Genomic DNA, 14,457 nt, shown 5'->3' on the forward strand with positions numbered 1-14,457 from the left:
TGTACTGGGCAGATGGAGCACGATCAGCTCATCGACCTGACGCGGCGCGCGTTGAAGTTGGCGCGGGACAAGGCGACCGACCTCGCTCCGGCCCAGCACACGGTCGACGCGGGCGACTACACGGATACCGAACGGCATCACCGGGATCGGGCCATGCTGCTGGCCAGTCCGCAGCTGGTCGGCTATGTCTCTGAGCTCCCCGCCCCGGGTGCGTACTGCACGAAAACGGTGATGGGGCGGTCCATCCTGCTGACCCGAACCTCCCAGGGAACGGTGAAGGCGTTCAACAACGTCTGCCTGCATCGCCAGTCGCAGGTAGTGGCGGGGTGCGGCACCGCCAAGCGATTCACCTGCCCGTACCACGCCTGGACATACGACAACGCAGGGCGCTTGGTGGCACTTCCGGGACGCGAGGGGTTCCCGGAAGTGGCCATCAAGTCCGACGGCCTGACCGAGCTCCCGGCCACCGAATTCGCCGGATTCCTCTGGGTCGCACTGGATCCCGGAGCGACGCTGGACGTGGCAGCGCACCTGGGCCCGCTCGCCGACGAACTCGACTCGTGGGGCATCGGGCGCTGGTCCCCGCTGGGCGAGAAGGTGCTGGACTCCCCCATCAACTGGAAGCTGGCGATCGACACCTTCGCCGAGAACTACCATTTCGCCACCGTCCATCAGCAGACGTTCGCCACGATCGCGCGCAGCAACTGCACGGTGTTCGACTCCTACGGGCCGCACCACCGGCTGATCTTCCCGCTCAACACCATCCTGGATCTCGACGAGCTGCCCGAGGATCAGTGGAATCCGTTCCACAACATGGTGGTGATCTACGCGCTGTTCCCCAACATTGTGCTCTCGGTGACCATTGCCAACGGCGAGCTGTTCCGGGTCTATCCCGGGGATCGCCCCGGCCGGTCAATCACCGTCCACCAGAACGCAACACCGCAGGACCTCTCCGATGAGTCGGTGGCCGCCGGCGCGCAGGCCGTTTTCGAATACGCGCACGCCACCGTGCGCGACGAGGACTACCGACTGGCCGAGGGGCTGCAAGCCAATCTGGAGTCGGGCGCCCGCGACCACCTGGTGTTCGGCCGCAACGAGCCGGGCTTGCAGCATCGCCACATCACCTGGGCCCGCGCGCTGTCAGAGTCAGCCGGGATCGGATGACAGCACCGCGATCAGATCGTCGAGAAGCTTTGCCAGCGTGTCGTTTTCGACGGGTGCCGAGGCGAACAGCAGCTCGACGGCGTCCTTGCGACGGCCGGCCGCCACCAGCGGCACGACCTGATCCACCATGGCTTGCAGTGTGGGGTCCGGCTGTGCCAGGCCCGCGACGGTGGTGGACAACACGTCGACGAGCTCCCAATCCCGGTACAGGGCCAGCGAGCGCTCGTTGAAGGCGAAGCCCGTCACCGGCTCTCCCCACATCGTTCCGCGGTATCGGTAGGGGCCCTCCATGTACTCGATCGGCAGGCCGTGCGCCGGGGCCGCCACCAACGGCTCGCCGACGAGATCCAGTTGGATTGTGGCACAAGTGATCCGGTGCCGGTCGGGCATGTACCGTGCCGGGGCGAGGGGCCGTACCAGGGGTCGCATCGCCTCCGGCCATCGCACGTAGCTGCTCACCGTGACCTCGATGTCTTCGGCGCACTCCGGCGCGATCGCGGGATCCGGGTGGCTGGTCGTGATACCGGTAAACGGCTGCAGTGCATTGCGGTTGGCGCGATCGAACTGTCGCCAGATGCTCAGGTCGACACCGTTGTCGAAGTTGATCGTGCGCCATTCGTGCGACCTGGCCCTCGGGTCTCCCCCCGATCCCCCGCCGCCGGCGTACTTGGGGAACCACTGCCGGTCGACGTGGCCGCTGGCGCCGGACACCTGCTGGACCATGTCGCCCCAGCGCAGGGTGCCGGTCATCGCCATGCCGGTCTGGAAATAGGAGTAGGTTTCGCTTTGACCGAAGCAGACGATCTTTCCGTTGTACCTCGATGCACCCACCGGAGTCGGTGCGCGCGTTGGCGTTACGGCCAGATCCAATCGCATCGGCCGCCCGGATTGGTCCTCACCGACCAGGCTGACCCGGTAGGTGTAGGGCAACAGTTCGCCATCGCCGTTGCGGCTGGTCGTCCACGACGCGGTTCCCGCGCTGCTGTGGTAGTTGATGTCGAGATGGCCGGATGCCATCGTCAACTTGCGCTGGGCGCCGGGCTCCATGTTGGCCGGCGGCATGTCGTAGTCGGTGAAGGTGCCGTAGTCGCCGGTGTCGAGGTCGAACAGCGCCATCGTGTAGAAGTCCGCGACGACGGTTCCCCCGGGGCGGTTCTTGTTGAAGATGGTCAGGAAGGCAAACGATCGATCCGACTCGGCGGCGTCCAGCTGACCGGCGATGAACCAGGTGTCCGACTCCTGGTCGGGGTGTTCGCCTTCGGCGGCGGGAAACTCCAACTGGTCGTCGCCGGGCACCAACCGGAACGGGTAACTGCGCCAATCGCTGGTCATATCGGGCCTCGCTGCTTTTTTCGCTATGTTAGCGTGAATAGCGAAATTGCGGTCGCGGTCCGATCCCCTGAGGAAGTGCCCCGATGACAGAGACTTCCGCCCATCGCTCCTACAACGAGCTGTTTATCGGCGGCCAGTGGTGCAAGCCGGCCAATCCTCAGCAGCTCACCGTGGTCTCGCCGCACTCCGAAGAGCCGGTCGGACATGTCCAGGTCGCGGGCCCCGAGGACGTCGAGGCGGCCGTCGCCGCCGCACGACGCGCCTTCGACCACGGCCCGTGGCCGCGGATGAGCCATGCCGATCGGATGGCCAAGGTCGAACAGCTCGCCGGGATCTACGCCGGCCACGCCGACGAGATGGCCGACCTCATCACCGATGAGATGGGGTCGCCGCGCAGCTTCAGCCGGATGGGGCAGGGCGCGGCCGCCGCGGCGCTGATCCACCTGTCGCTGGCCGCCGCCCGCGAGTTCCCGTGGGAGGAACGCCGCCAGGGTGCGCTCGGCGAAGTCCACCTGCGCAGGGCCCCGGTCGGAGTGGTCGGGGCGATTGTGCCGTGGAACGTGCCGCAATTTCTGATCATGCCCAAGCTGATCCCGGCGCTGATCGCGGGTTGCACCGTCATCATCAAGCCCGCACCCGAAACACCTTTGGACGCATTGTGGTTGGCCGAGATGATCGAGCAGATCGGGCTGCCCGAGGGCGTGGTGTCGGTGCTGCCCGGCGGCCCCGAGGTCGGTGAGACGCTGGTCCGCCATCCCGGTGTCGACAAGGTCGCGTTCACCGGATCCAGTGCCGTCGGCCGCCGGATCGCCGCCCTGTGCGGCGAGCAGCTGAAGCGGGTGAGCTTGGAGCTGGGCGGCAAGTCCGCGGCGATCATCCTCGACGACGCCGACATCACCAAGACGGTGGCCGGCCTGAAGTCCGCGGGGTTGATGAACAACGGTCAGGCCTGCGTCGCGCAAACCCGGATCTTGGTCAGCGACCGCAAGCACGACGAGGTGGTCGACGCACTCGCCGACATGATGTCGGCGCTGCATGTCGGCGACCCTGCCGACGAGTCGACCGACATCGGACCGCTTGTGGCCCAACGACAACAGCGCCGCGTCCAGGACTTCATCAAATCGGGCCGCAGCGAAGGCGCGCGGGTCGTGCTGGGTGGTGAGCAGAGCCCCTCCGAGCGCGGCTGGTATGTGCAGCCGACGCTGTTCGCCGACGCCACCAACGACATGCGCATCGCCCGGGAGGAGATTTTCGGTCCGGTGCTGACGGTGCTGCGCTACCGCGACGAGGACGACGCGATCCGCATCGCCAACGAGACCGACTACGGCCTGGCCGGTTCGGTGTGGACCGCAGACATCGAACACGGCCTGGACGTGGCGGCCGCCGTCCGCACCGGAACGTACGGCATCAACATGTACACCCTGGACATCGGCGCGCCGTTCGGCGGCTTCAAGCAGTCCGGCATCGGGCGTGAGTTCGGGCCAGAGGGGCTGCACGAGTACGTCGAGCTGCAGACGCTGATATGCAAGGGCCAGCTACCGCCGCTATAGGGACTCCGGTCTCCACGACGGGTCGCGGCCAAGCCGCGCCAAAAGCTTTGCCTGCGCATCGGTTTCGTCGCCGACCGGGACCGGCGCACCGAACATCCCGGACGCGGCCAAGGCCCGCGCACCTTCCGGAAGACCCGCGCAGAACAGCTCACACCACGCGAGGTCCAGGCTGTCGTCGGCGCCCACGGCGCGGGCGAGGTCCCAGGTGTGCACCAGGACATCGCGGGTCAGGTTCGGCATCAACCGGTACTCATCGAGCTGTGCCGCGCCGTCGGAGCCAACGGCCTCAGCCACCGAGTCATAGGTCAATTGCCATCGCGCCTGCGGATCGTCGCGTGGCCGATCGGGCTTACATCCCAAGGGAAGCAACAGAAGAACATCATGAAACCCGATCACGTGCTCGAGCACTCCTCGGGCGTCCCACGCATCGCACGGCGATGGGCGGTCCCACTTTCCGTTCGCCGCCCTGACCGCCTCACCGAACCGTCGGCACACCGCAAGGTGCAAGGCGCTGACGTCATCCATCGCCGGAAGATTCGGGCACCTGCAAGGTCAGCTCGACCGGGCAGCACAGCGCGCCATGCTGATTGGTCACCTCGATTTCGACGTCGACCAGGCAGCGCGGCGGGTCAACCGAGGTGTCCCGGCGCTTCGCCACGGCCCGCCCCCGGCCGACCATCGTATCGCCGGCATACACCGACCCAGCCAGCCGCATGAACCGGCGCACCACCCGCGACCGCGGACCCGCCCAGTCCGTCGCGACGCGGTCGGCGAAACCGGCCAGGTGCATCGTGTTAACGTAGATCGCCGGATTCCCCTGAGCCGCGGCGTAATCCGGATCGAAATGGCCCGGGAAATAGTCCCATGTCGCTCCGGCGTTCTCCACCACCCGCTGGTAGCTGATGTGGTCGATCACTTCCGGCAGCTCCACCGGAACGGTGATCTGGCTCCAGTCCAGGCCGTCGCCGCTCACGAGGAGGCTCCCGGGGTGAAGCGGAACAAGGTATTGCGGCAGGTGGCCACCACGGTCCCGTCCTGGCGGCGAAAGGTCTCCAGCGTCTCGACGAAATGACCGACGCCGAGTCGCGTCCGCTTTTCCGGTGACACCGAGACCAGCTCGTCGACAACGGTCAACACGTCGCCCTCGACGATGGGCTCGCCGAACTCAACCTCGTTGGCCGCGTTGATGAATGTGGTACCGGGCAGCGGCACCCGCAGGGCGATCAACGAAGCCGTCCCGCGACCCCCTGGTTGCCACGGCGGTGCGATCAGCCAACCCATCAACAGCGCCGGCGGCGCCAGCAGGCCTCCCCAGTGCTGCCGGGCGAACTCTGAATCCCAATACGAGCGATTGCCGTCCCGGACCATCGCGGCGAACAACTGGATGCGTGCGGCGCTGACCGCGGTCGCCGCGGTGCGGGGCTCGCTTTTCGTGCCGACCATCCGCAGCGCATCTTCGTAGGTGCCGAAGGCCAGCCGCTGACTGAAATCCTGATCCACGTATCGGTGTCGCTCACATGACGAGCGGGTGTCGACTCGGTACCGAATCCCATTCCAGCACACGGGAAGTGAAATACCAGCCGCCGCGCTCGTAGATCAACTTGTCCTTGAAGGTGCCCGTGGCCCGCAGCGTGATGTCGCCGAACATGCTGGCGAACAGCACGACGACACAACGCTGGACCGCATCGACACCGTCGACTTTGATCTCGTGGTCGACGGTGATCATGCGCTGTCCGTCACCGCCATCGAAGGCCGCGCTCAGATCGTCGAACACCTCGCCATCGCGGGTGTAGCTGGCGCCGGAATGGCGGAAGGTCGCGATCCAGCGCTTGCGGTTGCCGTCGGAATAGGCCCGATTGTGCCGAGCATTGAGGTCCAGGATGGCAGCGCGCCCCGTCGCGGCCTGGAGGAACTGCTCTTGTTGATAGCTCAGGGTCATGGTGGCTCTCCAGCCTCTGTCGGGAAATGACGGGAAATTGCCTCAAGTAACACTAACTTAACTTAGCGGCTGGCGATATAACCGTGTTCTTCACGATCCCAAGTGGCCTCACTCAAGCCACGATTGCGCAACAAATCTTTACGTATTCGTCCAATAACGTTCTTCGGCAGTTCATTGACCGTCTCCACGAATCGCGGTACGCAGAAGTAGGGCATGCGTGCCGCGCAGAAATCCAGGAGCTCCGCGAAATCCAGTGTGGCGCCCGGGCGTAACGTGATGACCACCAGAACGTCGTCCTCTCCCAGCTCACTGGGGACGCCGACCGCGGCGGCCTCCGCGACGGCGGGATGTCGCATGACAACACCCTCCACTTCGACCGAAGAGATATTCTCACCGCGGCGGCGCAACGCATCCTTGATTCGATCCACATACGTCAGATTCTGATCGCAATCGAGCCGCCCGAGGTCGCCGGTGCGAAACCATTCCGGATGCGGCGTTATCTGTGAATCAGCGCCGACGTAACCTTCGCTCATTACGTGCGGATGCCGAGGTCGACAGGCGATTTCACCCACGGTACCGGCGGGCAGCGGGCGTCCTTGTCGATCGAGGATGCGCACGTCGAAATCGGGATTCGGCCGCCCCGAGGTTCCGGGAACCCCGTCGTCGCCCAGCGCCTTGACCGCGATGGGAAACGCCTCGGTGAGTCCGTACATCGTGACGATGCGGCAGCCGTAACGCTTTTCGATCTCGCGGTAGGAGTCCGCGTCGATCGGCGCGGCGGAGATGAACCGCAACGGCAGCCGCGCGTCGGCCGGATCGACGGGCAGATTTCGCAGCATCGACACCATCGCCCCGGCGCCGGCGAATCCGACCGCACCGCGAGCGCGTATGTCACCCCACACCTCGCCGGGGTGAAAAGCCCCGGCCAGCACCGTCGTTGCGCCAACCAGCATGGGCGCCAGGATGCTGGGTGCGGCGCTGAGGTGAAACAGCGGCATCGCCGTCCACAGCACCTCGCCCTCGCGAAATTCCCAGGCCGACGAGACGGTCGCGGCCACCGAAAACAGGTAGTGCCAGGTCGTGGCGACCGCTTTGGACGGTCCGGTGGTGCCCGATGTGTAGAACAAGCACGCGAGGTCGCCAGGCGCCCCGGCGCTACAGGCAGGCGCCCGGTTCGTGTCCTGACACAGCGTCGCGGTCAGCGAATCACCTTGCACCACAATGCTCGTCAGGGTGTCGGCCGCGTCGGCGACCTCGGCGGCGCGGGGCCGGCGGTCGGTGTCGGTCAGCAGCACCTTGGCCTGCGACAGCCGCAGCGCGTGCAGCAGGAAGTCGCCCTTGTTCGCGGCGTTGATCGCCGCGCTCACCGCCCCGATCCGCGCGGCGCCCAGCCAGAAGTACACCCATTCCGGACACGTGCCGGTGAATAACGCGACGCGATCACCCGGTCCGACGCCCAAGTCGGTCAACAGGTTTGCGGCCGCACAGGACCGCCGGCGCATCTGCTCGAATGTCACGTCGACTCCGGCGATCGACATCATCACCCGGTCGGGGTACTGCTGCGCGCGGCGATCGAGCACCGCGGGCACGGTGAAACGTTCGACTCCGTAATCGGAGGGCTGCGCGGGCCCGCTGCGGTCGGCGCACATCAGGGGTGTTTGGCTCTGATCAAGCTTTGGCGGCCGCCGGATCGGGCTCGCCGTCGGCGTCGTAACCGAAGTCGGCGGGCGACGGCTCCTCCCCCGGGTAGAAGCGGTGAGCCCACCGGCGAAGGGCCGCGTAGTCATGCGCCTCTTCCGGTGCCAGGTTCGGCTTCTCCAGGTATTTCATGTTCTCCCAGGTGAAGAAGTCCTGTTTGATGACCTCTTGCTGCAGGGCGAGGAACCGGGCGGCACGTCCGGTGGGCACGCCGCCGTCGTCGTCCGGCTCACGTACGGACGCCTGGGTGTAGAAGTAATCGGTGTAGTCCTCGTCGACCGGCGTCTGGCCGGTGACCTGCACGGTGGCCACCAGCTCGCTGGGAAAGCGCACCACGCCCAGGCCCAGCGAGTAGTTGTCGTAGATGATCTTGGCGTCGACCGGACCGTTGGGGGTCAGCCACGTCTGCGCCCGGCCGCCGCCGAAATGGGCGTTGACGGTGGCGTGCAGGTGGTAGCCGGCCACCTCGAACGACGCCGTGGTGGCCGGGTTGGCGGCCTTGTGCACGTATTGAACGTGATAGGGGTCGGCGGCGTTTTCGATGATCATCTGCGGATGCACCTTGACGCGGTTGAGCATCTGGGTGTGCGGGTGCAGCGGGTAGTACTCGTCGGTTTCCAATTCCGGCAGCACCGGCGGCTGCCAATACGGCGCCCGGCCGTGGCGCTCGTGCCAGGCCAGGATGAAGCCGTACCACTCCATGCTCGGATAGGTCCGGATGCGGACGTTGTTCTTGCAGCCGATCTTGCTGTAGGGAATCAGCGCGTTGGTCCCGTCGCCGCGCCACTGCCAGCCGTGCCAGGGACAGACGATGTTTTCCCCCTCCACGGTGCCGCCGACCCCGAGGTTGGCGCCGAGGTGCTGGCAGTAGGCCTCCATCACGTGCACCTGGCCCGAGGCGGTGCGGAACAGCACCAGCTCCTCGCCGAAGTAATGCGCGCGCCTGACCTGGCCGGGAGCCAGGTCGTTTCCGAAGGCGACGATGAACCAGCCCGTCGGGAAACGGTAGGTCGACAGGGCGATGCCGCCCGGACCGAACTCCCGTTCTGAGGGGTCTGATTCCGGAATCGTATTCGTCACGAGAACTCCGTTTCCCACGCGGCCGGGCGCACTTTGGGCCGCTCTTACCTCACCGCGTTTCGACGACTAAAGTCTATTTTTACTATTTTAGACATTGAACGTCAACGCGGCGCCGGCCGGTGGTCGCGTGTCGCCTGAGCCAATGGGGGTTCGCATGACGGCCGCTGCGGTGGACCTTTCCGACTTCGCCTTGTGGCGTAATGGTTTTCCCGACGAGTTGTTCGCCGACCTGCGGCGCACCATGCCACTTTTCAAGCACGACCTGACACCGGGTGTCGCCGACACCGTCCGGCGCCAGTTCTGGGTCGCCACCAAACACCGGCACGCCGTCCGCCTGCACCGCGACACCGAGTCGTTCACCGCGGCCGACGGCCCCCTCATCCAGCCGGTCGCCATGTTCTCGGCGTCCCCGACGATCATCACGCTGGATCCGCCGGACCTGAACAAGCGCCGCAAACTGATCTCCAACGCCTTCAACCCGCGCGCGATCGCGAAGCTGGAGAACGGCATCCGGGCGCGTGCGGCGCGGATGATCGACGGTCTGCTCGCCAAGGGCGGCGGAGACTGGATCGAGGACGTCGCCGACGCGCTGCCGATGACGGTGATCGGCGACATCATCGGCATCCCGGACGAGGACCGGCCGCGAATCTTCGACCTCTTCGACCGCATCCTCAAGGCCCTTGCTCCCGAGGCGGGCCCGAACGGCCAGGTGGAGCTCGAGCTGTTCGGCTCCGTCTTCAGCTATGCGATGGAGCTCACCGCCGAGAAGCGGCGCAACCCGACGGACGACATCTGGAGCACGCTGGCCACCGCGGTGATCACCGGCGACGACGGCGAACAGTTCAGCCTGCCCGAGAACGAACTCGAGTTCTTCTTCTTCGTGCTGGCGTTCGCCGGCAGCGACACCACGAAGAACGCGCTGGCCATCGGGCTGCAGGCGTTCGTCGACAACCCCGAGCAGATCGACCGCTACCGCGCGGACGAAGCGTTGCGGCCCAGCGCCGTCGAGGAGGTGTTGCGCTGGGCGTCGCCGGTGGCCTATTGGACGCGCACCGCGAAGGTCGACGTCGAGATGGACGGCCAGCACATCGCCAAGGGCGACCGCGTGGTGTCGACGCTGCGATCGGCCAACCGCGACGAGGAGGTATTCGAGTCCCCGTTCACCTTCGACATCGGCCGCCAGCCCAACCCCCACGTGGCGTTCGGGGGCGGCGGACCACATCACTGCCTGGGCGCCATGCTGGCCCGTGCGGAACTCCGCGCGGTCCTCGACGAGCTGTTCCTGCGCTGCGACGACATCGAGATCGGCCCGGCGAAGGTGGCCCATCCGAACCTGACCACCAACATGTCGATCTATGACGAGATGGCCATCTCGCTCACCGAGCGGCGCTGAGCCTGATTGCCGAGTCCGCCCTCGCGCCGTTGCGGCGCTCGTCGAGTCAGTCGATCAGTCGCAGTGCGGCCTTGGGGCATTGGTCCACCGCGGCCCGCACGTCGATCTCCAGGCGCGGCGGCACCGGGCCGTCCGCGATCTGCACCACGTCTTCGTCCCCCAGCTCGAACACTTCCGCCGCAAGCGATTCGCAGAAGCCGTTGGCCTCACACAAGTTCTCGTCGACCGTTACGCGCATCAGATGCCCTCCACTTCTCTAGAGGCCCTTGGGTCGGGTCCCGATCACCCCGCCGGTCGCGAGGCGTGTCAGTTCTTCGTCGGTCAGCCCGCACCGATCGCGCAGGATCTCTTCATTGTGCTCGCCCAGCCTGGGCGGCGGCCGCAACAGCCACTGATCCTGACCGGCAAGCCGGGCGAACGGCGGGCACGGGTACAGCCCGAGGCCAGTACTCGCGTGGTGCAGCGACTCGAAAAAGCCGCGCTCGCGCAGTTGCGGGTTGTCGGTGACCAGCGACGGTGACACCACCGGGGCCGCGGGAACACCCGCGCCTGCCAACCTCTCCACCGTCGGGTCGAGTGGCTGCCCGGCGAACCAGTCCGCCAGCCGGCCGTCGATGTCGTCGGCTCGTTCTCGCCGCCCGGCGATCGTGGACAACGCGTCGTCGCCGCACCAGGCCGGTCGGCCCATCACGTCCACCAGCGCGCGCCACTGCGGGTCGTCGCGAACGGTGATCGCGATCCAGTCGTCGGATCCGGCGCAGCGATAGATGTTCTGGATCGCCGCGCCGTGACCGCGGTTGCCGCGACGGCTCAGCGTCGCCCCGAAGACTTCGGATTCGATCGCCTGGATCGCGGTGGCGTTGAGCACCGTTTCGAGCATCGGCAGCTCCACCAGCTGTCCCGTCCCGGTGCGTTCGGCGAAGTTCAGCGCGGCCAGCACCGCGAAGGCGGCGTGCACACCGGCCAACGGATCGCAGGCCCCGCGCGGTGTCACCGGCGGCGCGTCGGGCAGGCCGGTCACCCAGGCCAGGCCGGCGATCTGTTCCATGGTGGGAGCGAACCCGACGCGATCCCGCCATGGCCCCTCGACACCGAACGCGGGCATCCGGGCGAACACCAGTTTTGGGTTGACGGCGCGCAGCACGTCGTCGGTGAGCCCGAATTGCTCCATCACCCGCGGCGAGAAGTTCTCGATCACGACGTCGGCGCCGGCGACCAACTCGGTGAACAGGCGGCGACCCTGCTCGGAGCCCAAATCCAGTGTGACCGAACGCTTGTTGGTGTTCATCGCGTGGAACACCCAGCCGTATTCCCACCAGTCGTCCACGTCGGTGCGCATCCCGCCGGAGTATCGGATGCCGTCCGGACGCTGGATCGACTCGATCTTGACGACGTCGGCGCCGAAGGCTGCCAGCAGATGGGTAGCGGCCGGCCCGGCCCAGAAGGCGGTCAGGTCGACGATGCGAACGCCGGCCAACGGCAGCCCGTCCAGTTCCGGAGCGGCGTCGGATTCCGCACGGCGCCAAGGGGACTCGCCATCGGCCTCACCACACACGGGCGTGTCACCCACGGGTGCGGGCGCACACACCGACATCAGCCAGGGCGGCCGGGGCTGGTCGAACCCGGCGGGGTTGTGGCAGAAGACCCCACGCTCGCGCACGTACTGCAGCTCCCGGATGGTGGAGCCGTTGCCCAGCGCGGCGATCGGCAGCCGGAACAGTTGCCCGAGTTCGACGATCTCGGCGACGGTGCGCTCGGCCAGCCACGGGCGGATCTGCTCGCGGATCAGGTCGCGATACTGCCACCGGCCGATCTGGAACCGCAGCTGTTCGATCTCCTCCAATTGCGGGCATTCGACCATCGCGGCGAAGTCGAGCCACTGCTGACCGGTGACCATGGTGATCCCGACGTAGCCGTCCTTGGCGGGTTCGATCGACGGGACCTCGGTGGTTCGCCGGATCGGCGGGACGCGCAGCAACTGCGAGTGCAGCCATTCGCTGCTCTGCATCGTGGTCAGCGCTTCCAGCATGGACAGGTCCAGGTGCTCGCCGGGCCCGCCGCGCTCGACGCGACGGCGCAGCGCCAGGGCGCCGAACGCGGCGAATACGCCACCCATGTACTCGCCCAGATCGCCGCCGATGGAGATCGGCGGCCCGGCCGGATCGCCGCGGAAGCCGGGCGAACCCGCAAACGCCTGCAGGGTGAACTCGGTGGCGGCCCGCTCCGCGTAGGGTCCGTCCCAGCCGAAGTCGGAGACGCTGACGATGATCGCCCGCGGCGAGTCTTGCAGCAGCTGTGGTGGGTCGACGCCGAGCGCCGCGGCGCGGGCCCGGCCAGCGGTCACGACGACGACGTCGGCGCCGGCCAGTTCGTCGCGATAGCGCTGCGAGTCGGGCGCCCAAGTCATGCTGCGCTTGCCCGCGTTAAGGTAGCTGAAAAACGGCCCGGTGCGGTCCTGGGGAATCGAGGAGCCGCTGGCGGAGTAGCGCCGCAACCAATCCCCTTGCGGCGGTTCGATTTTGTGGACCTGCGCGCCGGCGTCGCGCAGCAGCTTCCCGCAGTAGCTGCCCGCTATCCGGTCACTGATCTCGACGACACGCAAATCGTGTAGCGGCGTCGGCCGGCCTTCGGACCGCTCGCTCAATTGCACCCGCCCTTCCGATCGACACGCGACCAGAGAAGCTATTTATATCATTACTGCTAAAATAGCTAAGCCAGCGAGTTGCTTTGTTTCGAGGATCGGATGACCGCCTTGGGAATTGGCCCCGACGCCCGGCGCCGGTTGTCGGCGCCGCGGATCGCCGAAATCGTAGCCGACGAGTTGCGCCGTCAGATCATCGACGGCGAGCTCGCGGACGGTGATCTCCTGCCGCGCCAAGAGGTGCTCGTCGAACAGTTCAACGTCAGCTTGGTGTCGCTGCGCGAAGCGCTGCGGATCCTGGAAACCGAGGGGCTGGTTTCGGTGCGGCGGGGCAACCGCGGCGGTGCCGTCGTCCACGCCCCGGCGAAGACCAGCGCCGCGTACATGCTCGGCTTGTTGTTGCAGAGCGAGTCCGTCGAGGTCACCGATCTCGGCATGGCGTTGCAGGAACTCGAGCCCGCCTGCGCCGCGCTGGCCGCCCGCCGGCCGGACCGGGCGGACACCCTGGTGCCCGAGCTCACCCGGATCAACGAGTCGATGGCCGAAAACCTGGACGACGGACGGCTTTTCACTGAAATCGGCCGTGAATTCCACGATCAGGTCGTCCGCGGCTGCGGCAATCACACGATCATTGCGGTGGTGGGCAGCCTGGAGACGCTGTGGACCAGCCACGAACGGCAGTGGGCCGACGAGAGCGCGTCGCGCGGCACTTACCCCTCCCTCACCCAGCGCCGCGCGGCGCTCAACACTCACGTCAAGCTGACGGAGACGATCGCCGACGGTGACGTCGACCGGGCCCGGCGCATCGCGGGTCGCCATCTGGCCGACACGCAGACCTATGTCCTGTCCGGCCAGCACGATCAACGCATCTACGCGCTCTCCCCGCAGGCGTTGGCGCGGCCGCGCGATATCCGGCACTCCTGAAGGGCGGCCTGCAACGGTGATGCGAACCGCATTGGTCACCGGCGGCAGCGGCGGGATCGGAAAGGGCTGTGCCCGCAAGCTGGTTGAGCGCGGCTACGATGTGGTGCTCTCGGCGCGCCGCGAGGCCCCGTTACGTGCCGCCGCCGAGGAGATCGGTGCCCGCCATATCGTGGCCGACGCGTCCGACCCCGACGGATTCCCCGCTGCGATAAGCACATTGGAGACGATCGACCTCGTCGTTCACGCGGCCGGTGCGCTCGGGGGTACCTACGCGCGCAAGCAGACCTTCGACCAATGGCAAGCCATCATGTCGGCCAATCTGGATTCGTGCTTCGTGGTGACGTCCGCGGTGCTGCCGAAAATGACGGCGGGCTCGCGGCTGGTGTTCATCTCGTCGTCGGCGGCGCACGAGCCGATGCCGGCCCGCACCGCCTATTCCGCGTCCAAGGCCGGCATGAACGCGTTCGCGCGCGCCCTGGCGCTCGAGGTCGACCGCGACGGCATCAGCGTGCACATCGTCACGCCGGGGCCGGTGGCCACCGAAATGCTGCAGGACGTCCCGTTCGAGATGTACGCCATCGCGGTGTCCGACGTCGCCGAGGCGGTCGCCTGGCTGGACACCGTCGATCCGTCGGTCGATCTGCCGGAGATCCGGCTGTCCGCCGTGGAGCGCGGTCCCTTCGCGCGACCGCCCGTGGTGCCCACCGAGGCGCGGCGACGCGCGCAAGGCGGTTGA

General features: G+C 66.9%; 14 protein-coding genes. 5 read left to right on the forward strand and 9 right to left on the reverse strand.

Going from position 1 to position 14,457, the window contains the following annotated elements; genetic code table 11:
• Nucleotides 1–12 precede the first annotated feature (12 nt).
• Nucleotides 13–1,164 carry an aromatic ring-hydroxylating oxygenase subunit alpha gene (locus tag B9D87_RS11585; protein ID WP_007774049.1) on the forward strand — a complete coding sequence of 384 codons (1,152 nt, stop codon included), beginning with the start codon at nucleotides 13–15 and terminating at the stop codon, nucleotides 1,162–1,164.
• Here B9D87_RS11585 and B9D87_RS11590 read toward each other — a convergent pair.
• Nucleotides 1,147–2,496, reverse strand: a complete 1,350-nt coding sequence (locus tag B9D87_RS11590; protein ID WP_007774048.1) for a lipocalin-like domain-containing protein — start codon at nucleotides 2,494–2,496, stop codon at nucleotides 1,147–1,149. The genes B9D87_RS11585 and B9D87_RS11590 overlap by 18 nt on opposite strands.
• A gap of 83 nt (nucleotides 2,497–2,579) precedes the next feature.
• Between B9D87_RS11590 and B9D87_RS11595 the strand changes: the two genes are divergently transcribed.
• A complete protein-coding gene (locus B9D87_RS11595; RefSeq protein WP_007774045.1) occupies nucleotides 2,580–4,046 on the forward strand; it encodes an aldehyde dehydrogenase in 1,467 nt (488 codons plus the stop codon).
• Here B9D87_RS11595 and B9D87_RS11600 read toward each other — a convergent pair.
• The 6 genes from B9D87_RS11600 to B9D87_RS11625 all read right to left on the reverse strand — a co-directional run bounded on the left by B9D87_RS11600 (nucleotide 4,041) and on the right by B9D87_RS11625 (nucleotide 8,763).
• Entirely contained in the window at nucleotides 4,041–4,571 is a 531-nt protein-coding gene (locus B9D87_RS11600) for a maleylpyruvate isomerase N-terminal domain-containing protein (RefSeq protein WP_040631211.1), read from the reverse strand. The genes B9D87_RS11595 and B9D87_RS11600 overlap by 6 nt on opposite strands.
• On the reverse strand, nucleotides 4,564–5,019 hold the full coding sequence (locus tag B9D87_RS11605) for a MaoC family dehydratase (RefSeq protein ID WP_007774043.1): 456 nt from the start codon (nucleotides 5,017–5,019) through the stop codon (nucleotides 4,564–4,566). The genes B9D87_RS11600 and B9D87_RS11605 overlap by 8 nt, the downstream gene beginning before the upstream one ends.
• Nucleotides 5,016–5,546 carry an FAS1-like dehydratase domain-containing protein gene (locus B9D87_RS11610; protein ID WP_007774042.1) on the reverse strand — a complete coding sequence of 177 codons (531 nt, stop codon included), beginning with the start codon at nucleotides 5,544–5,546 and terminating at the stop codon, nucleotides 5,016–5,018. Before B9D87_RS11610 ends, B9D87_RS11605 begins: the two co-directional genes overlap by 4 nt.
• Nucleotides 5,547–5,559: 13 nt before the next feature.
• On the reverse strand, nucleotides 5,560–5,985 hold the full coding sequence (locus tag B9D87_RS11615) for a nuclear transport factor 2 family protein (protein ID WP_007774041.1): 426 nt from the start codon (nucleotides 5,983–5,985) through the stop codon (nucleotides 5,560–5,562).
• 62 nt (nucleotides 5,986–6,047) lie between these two features.
• On the reverse strand, nucleotides 6,048–7,634 hold the full coding sequence (locus B9D87_RS11620) for an AMP-binding protein (RefSeq protein ID WP_007774040.1): 1,587 nt from the start codon (nucleotides 7,632–7,634) through the stop codon (nucleotides 6,048–6,050).
• Nucleotides 7,635–7,653: 19 nt separating this feature from the next.
• Nucleotides 7,654–8,763, reverse strand: coding sequence for an aromatic ring-hydroxylating oxygenase subunit alpha (locus B9D87_RS11625; RefSeq protein ID WP_007774039.1), 1,110 nt, complete (start codon nucleotides 8,761–8,763; stop codon nucleotides 7,654–7,656).
• 94 nt (nucleotides 8,764–8,857) lie between these two features.
• Between B9D87_RS11625 and B9D87_RS11630 the strand changes: the two genes are divergently transcribed.
• Complete coding sequence (locus tag B9D87_RS11630) at nucleotides 8,858–10,156, forward strand: cytochrome P450 (RefSeq protein ID WP_415623576.1); 1,299 nt, start codon at nucleotides 8,858–8,860, stop codon at nucleotides 10,154–10,156.
• 46 nt (nucleotides 10,157–10,202) lie between these two features.
• Here the strand turns inward: B9D87_RS11630 and B9D87_RS11635 are convergent, their stop codons facing one another.
• Together B9D87_RS11635 and B9D87_RS11640 are read right to left on the reverse strand one after the other, a co-directional pair.
• On the reverse strand, nucleotides 10,203–10,394 hold the full coding sequence (locus tag B9D87_RS11635) for a ferredoxin (protein ID WP_007774036.1): 192 nt from the start codon (nucleotides 10,392–10,394) through the stop codon (nucleotides 10,203–10,205).
• Nucleotides 10,395–10,412: 18 nt separating this feature from the next.
• Complete coding sequence (locus B9D87_RS11640; RefSeq protein ID WP_007774034.1) at nucleotides 10,413–12,806, reverse strand: CaiB/BaiF CoA-transferase family protein; 2,394 nt, start codon at nucleotides 12,804–12,806, stop codon at nucleotides 10,413–10,415.
• A gap of 93 nt (nucleotides 12,807–12,899) precedes the next feature.
• Here B9D87_RS11640 and B9D87_RS11645 point away from each other — a divergent pair, with 93 nt between their 5' ends.
• Together B9D87_RS11645 and B9D87_RS11650 are read left to right on the forward strand one after the other, a co-directional pair.
• Complete coding sequence (locus B9D87_RS11645; protein ID WP_007774033.1) at nucleotides 12,900–13,721, forward strand: FadR/GntR family transcriptional regulator; 822 nt, start codon at nucleotides 12,900–12,902, stop codon at nucleotides 13,719–13,721.
• Between the two features lie 19 nt (nucleotides 13,722–13,740).
• Nucleotides 13,741–14,457: an SDR family oxidoreductase gene (locus B9D87_RS11650; RefSeq protein ID WP_007774031.1), complete on the forward strand. Its 717-nt coding sequence runs from the start codon at nucleotides 13,741–13,743 to the stop codon at nucleotides 14,455–14,457.

Origin of the sequence: Mycobacterium colombiense CECT 3035 (assembly GCF_002105755.1) — a bacterium.
Lineage (GTDB): Bacteria > Actinomycetota > Actinomycetes > Mycobacteriales > Mycobacteriaceae > Mycobacterium > Mycobacterium colombiense.

Coding starts and splice junctions, on each gene's coding strand:
- B9D87_RS11635 (WP_007774036.1), bottom strand. CDS start 10,394: ATGCGCGTAACGGTCGACGAGAACTTGTGTGAGGCCAACGGCTTCTGC.
- B9D87_RS11590 (WP_007774048.1), bottom strand. CDS start 2,496: ATGACCAGCGATTGGCGCAGTTACCCGTTCCGGTTGGTGCCCGGCGAC.
- B9D87_RS11615 (WP_007774041.1), bottom strand. CDS start 5,985: ATGACCCTGAGCTATCAACAAGAGCAGTTCCTCCAGGCCGCGACGGGG.
- B9D87_RS11585 (WP_007774049.1), top strand. CDS start 13: ATGGAGCACGATCAGCTCATCGACCTGACGCGGCGCGCGTTGAAGTTG.
- B9D87_RS11595 (WP_007774045.1), top strand. CDS start 2,580: ATGACAGAGACTTCCGCCCATCGCTCCTACAACGAGCTGTTTATCGGC.
- B9D87_RS11620 (WP_007774040.1), bottom strand. CDS start 7,634: ATGTGCGCCGACCGCAGCGGGCCCGCGCAGCCCTCCGATTACGGAGTC.
- B9D87_RS11650 (WP_007774031.1), top strand. CDS start 13,741: ATGCGAACCGCATTGGTCACCGGCGGCAGCGGCGGGATCGGAAAGGGC.
- B9D87_RS11600 (WP_040631211.1), bottom strand. CDS start 4,571: ATGGATGACGTCAGCGCCTTGCACCTTGCGGTGTGCCGACGGTTCGGT.
- B9D87_RS11645 (WP_007774033.1), top strand. CDS start 12,900: ATGACCGCCTTGGGAATTGGCCCCGACGCCCGGCGCCGGTTGTCGGCG.